Below are 4,420 nucleotides of genomic sequence, written 5' to 3'. Positions count from 1 at the left end.
CTACCACGTCATGGTCGGTCCGGCGGTGCTCACCTTCGTCAAGGAACTCGGCGAGTTCTATGGCTCCAACCGGCCGCAGCTGTTCGGCTTCATCGATTCGCTCGAAGCCACCGACATCAACAGCCCCGGCCTCGAATTCCTCGACGGCAGCCATTTCTGGGAAGGCTCGCCGCGCTACGCGCAGCCCAATGATTCCGCCGCGCAGAAGGCCTATCGCGCCGCCGTGGGCATCGACGACAATGGCGCTGCCGTCGGCGATCCGAAGGATGTCTCCACCGCCGCGCACATGTTCGGCTGCTGGGAAACGCTTTATGTCGTCAAGAAGGCGATGGAGGATGCCGGCTACAAGGGTCCGGAAGACCGCGCCAAGCTGGTCGAGGCGACCGAGGCCTTGACCGAGTTCGCCGAGGGCCCCGAGCATCCGCAAGGGCCGAAGACCTTCAACGGCAAGATCCATCAGTGTTTCGGCATTCAGAACATCTCCAAGGTCGAAGGCGGCCGGCTGAACGTCGTCCACAAGACCAAGATCGAGGACGGCCTCTATGAGCCGGAAGGGGATTACACGACCCAGGCGCTGTGAGCTTAGCTGTTTTAGCCGTAGTGCGCTTCGAGCCACCCCCCTCTGTCCGGCCGGACAACTCCCCACAGAGGGGGGTGCTTCTCGCACCTGCCAGCGCATAATGGCCTTCGGACCCCACCTCCTCCTCGCCGCCCTCGAAGGCCTCGTCACCTCCGCCGTGCTGGCGCTGACGGCGCTTGGCCTGTCGCTGGTGTTCGGCGTCATGCGCGTCGTCAATGTCGCCCATGGCGAGTTCTTCATGCTCGGCGCGGTGCTTGCCTGGGCGATCTCCACGGCGATATCAGGCCATCCGGCGGTCGGCTTCCTGGCCGCCCTCGTGCTGGGGCCGCTGATCGTCGGTCTGATCGCGCTCGTCTCCGAACGGCTGGTGCTGCGCCGGCTGAATTACAATCCGGAGGCCACCATCGTCGCCACCATCGGCATGCTCTACATCATCCAGCAACTGGTGCTGACCTTCTACGGTCCGGAGGCACGGCCCGTGGAGCCGCCCTTCAGCTATCGCATCCTCTTGCCGTGGTTCGGCTACTCCGGCTACAAACTGTCGATCATCGCCGCATCGGCGCTTCTGCTGGTCGCGACGTGGTTCGTGCTGACGCGTACGAAAATCGGCCTCGTCATGCGCGCCACGCAATATGACCGCGAGACGGCGCAGGCCTTCGGCATTCCGGTCGACCGCGTCTATGCCGGCGTCTTCGCGCTCGGCGCCATGCTGGCGGCGGTGGCCGCCGTGCTGATCGTGCCGATCAGCCAGGCGCACTATCTGATGGGACAGGACCCGCTGCTGCTGTCCTTCATCGTCGTCATCATCGGCGGGCTCGGCTCGCTGCGCGGCACCGTCGTCGCTGCCGTGCTCATCGGCTTGTCGGACGGCATCATCTCGGTGTTTTTCTCGCCGACTCTGGCCAAGATCATCGCCACGCTACTGGTTGCCATGGTGCTGGTGTTCCGGCCGCAAGGCCTGTTCGGGACGGCATCGCGATGAAGGAGGCTTCACCGGTAAAACCCTATGCGTTGCATGTGGGCGTCATCGCGCTGTTTTTCGCCCTAAGCTTCGTCCTGCCGGAATATCACCACGGGCTGCTCGCCCGCATCATGGTGCTGGCGGTTTTCGCCATCGGCTACAACATGCTGTTCGGCTATGTCGGGCTGCTCAGCCTCGGACATGCCATGTTCTTTTCGGCTGGACTCTATGGCGCAGGCCTTGCCGTCATCCATCTCGGCTGGAGCGTGCCGGCCGCCTTCGCCGCCGGCCTTGCATGCGGCGCGCTTCTCGCGCTGGTGATAGGGGTGCTGGCGCTGCGTACTTCCGGCGTTGCCTTCATGATCGTCACCATGATGTTCGCGCAGGTATTCTATCTCATAATCCTCTATTTCGCGGCCTGGACCGGCGGCGATCAGGGCCTGGTCGTGCCGCAGTCGGCGCGTGTGCTTGTTTTGGGCGACACGTCGCTCGGCCTCACCGACCCGACCGTGCGCTACATGAGCGCGCTCGCCCTGTTCTCGATCGTGCTGCTGGTGGCGCTCGTTATCGTCCGCTCCAGGTATGGCCGTGTGCTGGTCGCCATTCGCGAAAACGAGGAGCGGACCAAGATGCTCGGCTACGACACGTTTTCCAACAAGCTCGCCGCGGTCGTAGTCTCCGGCACGATCTGCGCGGCTTCGGGCGCCGCCTACGCGCTGCTGTTCGGTTATGTCGGCTCGACCTTCGCCTCGGTGCAATATTCCATCCTACCGCTGCTCTGGGTGCTGCTCGGCGGTGCTGCGACCACGCTCGGTCCGCTGATCGGCACCCTGTTCATGTACTATGTCGTCGACATCACCAGCGGCTACACCTCGGCCTATCTGCTGATCGTCGGCATCGCCCTCATCCTGCTCGTGCTGTTCTTCCCCAGGGGCATTCTCGGCACCGTCCGCCAGCGCTGGCTTGGATGGCTGCCATGATGCCGCTGCTGACGACCAAGGGCCTGTCCCGCAATTTCGGCGGCCTGCGCGCCGTCGACGGTGTCGAATTCGCCCTCATGCCGGGCGAGATTCGCGCCGTCATCGGCCCCAATGGCGCCGGCAAGACCACCTTCGTCAGCCTGGTCAGCGGCCGCATCCAGCCGTCCTCGGGCCTGATCGTCTTCGACGGCGCCGACATCGCCAGCCTGCCGGCCTACGCCAGGGTCCGCCTTGGCATTGCCTACACCTTCCAGATCACCAGCGTCTTTGCCAACCTCACCGCTTACGACAACGTCGCACTGCCAGTGCAGCGCACGCTGACCGGTGGCCGCTCGAAAGGTGCCGTGCATGCCGGCGTCATGGCGGCGTTGGAGCGCACCGGCCTTGCCGACCGCGCCCACATGCCGGCCGGGCAATTGTCCTATGGCCATCAGCGCCTGCTCGAAGTGGCGATGGGGCTCGCGCTAAAACCGCGCCTGCTGATTCTTGACGAGCCGACGCAGGGGCTGGCCGACAGCGAGATCGACAATTTCATCGGGCTGGTGCGCGAGATCGCCACAAGCGCGACTGTGCTTCTGATCGAACACAACATGCCGGTGGTCATGCAGCTTGCCGACCGCATCACCGTCTTCAACGCCGGCAAGATCCTGGCCGAAGGCACGCCCGAGCAGGTCCGTGCCAATGCCGAAGTGCAGGACGCCTACCTGGGGACCGCCCCATGACTGAAACACGGTCTGAAGCACTGGCCATCTCCGGGCTCGACTGCTTCTACGGCGAGGTCCAGGTGCTCTACGGCCTCGACCTCGTGTTGAACAAGGGCGAGGTGCTTTGCCTGTTTGGCCGCAACGGCGCCGGCAAGACGACGACGCTGAAGGCGATCATGGGCCTCGTTCCCTCACGCGCCGGCTCGATCAGGCTCGACGGCAAGGAGTTGACTGGCCTGCTGGCGCATGACGTGCCGAAGGCCGGCGTCGCCTATGTGCCGCAGGGCCGGCGGCTGTTCGCCGAGATGACGGTGGCTGAAAACATCGAGATCGGCCTGATGGCCCGCGGCAAGGGCAAGACGACGCGCGAAAACGTGCTCGACCTTTTTCCGCTGCTGCGTCAGCGGCTCAGACAGCGCTCCGGCACGCTGTCGGGCGGCGAGCAGCAGATGCTGGCTATGGCGCGGGCCCTGTGTCTCGAACCGCAGGTGCTTCTACTCGACGAGCCGACCGAAGGGCTGATGCCGTCGATGATCGCCAGGATCCGTGAGACGGTGTCGAAGCTGCGCAATCTTGGCGTCTCGACGATCCTGGTCGAGCAGCGGGTCGATGCCGTGCTGTCCGTCGCCGACCGGGTCTCGTTCATTGAGAACGGTCGCAACCGCGAGACCGTCGATGTCGAGGAGCTCCGCGCCGATCCGTCGGCGGTCCGCCGCTATGTCGGCGTCGGTTGATCAGCCAAAGAACAGAAAACCCGCGATCAGGAATATCGGGATCAGCACCGCGCCCGACCATGCCATGTAGCCGAAGAAGCCCGGCATCTTGACGCCGCGATGTCTGGCAATCGCGTAGACCATGAAGTTCGGCGCATTGCCGATATAGGTGTTGGCGCCCATGAACACCGCGCCGGCCGAGATCGCCGCCAGCGTGGAGGCGAAGGTGGTCATCAGATGCTGTGGATCGCCGCCGGCGAGCTCGAAGAACACCAGATAGGTCGGCGCATTGTCGAGGAAGGATGACAGCGCTCCGGTCATCCAGAAATAAGCGAGGTCGTTTGGCTCGCCCATCGGCGAGCTGACAAGCGAGACCAGCGGTGCCAGCGCGCCGTCGGGGCCGGCCCTGAGAATGGCGATGACCGGCACGATGCAGATGAAGATGCCGGCAAATAGTTTAGCCACTTCGGCGATCGGCTCCC

The 4,420-nt window shown here is 64.3% G+C and carries 5 protein-coding genes and 1 pseudogene; 5 read left to right on the top strand and 1 reads right to left on the bottom strand.

The annotated features are described in order from the left end of the window. From EOA86_RS23905 to EOA86_RS23885, 5 genes and pseudogenes are all read left to right on the top strand, one after another. Positions 1-580, top strand: a pseudogene (locus EOA86_RS23905) (ABC transporter substrate-binding protein); the annotation flags it as partial. Between the two features lie 100 nt (positions 581-680). Further along, a complete protein-coding gene (locus tag EOA86_RS23900) occupies positions 681-1,562 on the top strand; it encodes a branched-chain amino acid ABC transporter permease (RefSeq protein WP_128343920.1) in 882 nt (293 codons plus the stop codon). Next, positions 1,559-2,521 (top strand): branched-chain amino acid ABC transporter permease, encoded by a 963-nt coding sequence (locus EOA86_RS23895; RefSeq protein WP_128343919.1) that lies wholly within the window; start codon positions 1,559-1,561, stop codon positions 2,519-2,521. The genes EOA86_RS23900 and EOA86_RS23895 overlap by 4 nt, the downstream gene beginning before the upstream one ends. Next, positions 2,518-3,243 (top strand): ABC transporter ATP-binding protein, encoded by a 726-nt coding sequence (locus EOA86_RS23890; RefSeq protein WP_128343917.1) that lies wholly within the window; start codon positions 2,518-2,520, stop codon positions 3,241-3,243. Before EOA86_RS23895 ends, EOA86_RS23890 begins: the two co-directional genes overlap by 4 nt. Further along, positions 3,240-3,959, top strand: a complete 720-nt coding sequence (locus EOA86_RS23885; protein WP_127209274.1) for an ABC transporter ATP-binding protein — start codon at positions 3,240-3,242, stop codon at positions 3,957-3,959. Before EOA86_RS23890 ends, EOA86_RS23885 begins: the two co-directional genes overlap by 4 nt. Here the strand turns inward: EOA86_RS23885 and EOA86_RS23880 are convergent. Next, positions 3,960-4,420 (bottom strand): sodium:proton antiporter (locus tag EOA86_RS23880; RefSeq protein WP_206630114.1); only part of this gene is annotated, 461 nt, incomplete at its 5' end. It lies immediately after the preceding gene.

The sequence above is a fragment of the Mesorhizobium sp. M5C.F.Ca.IN.020.32.2.1 genome, from assembly GCF_004023105.1.
In the GTDB taxonomy this organism is placed as follows: domain Bacteria; phylum Pseudomonadota; class Alphaproteobacteria; order Rhizobiales; family Rhizobiaceae; genus Mesorhizobium; species Mesorhizobium wenxiniae.
Note: the sequence above shows the minus strand (reverse complement) of the source record. Positions and strands in the feature narration are given on the sequence as shown.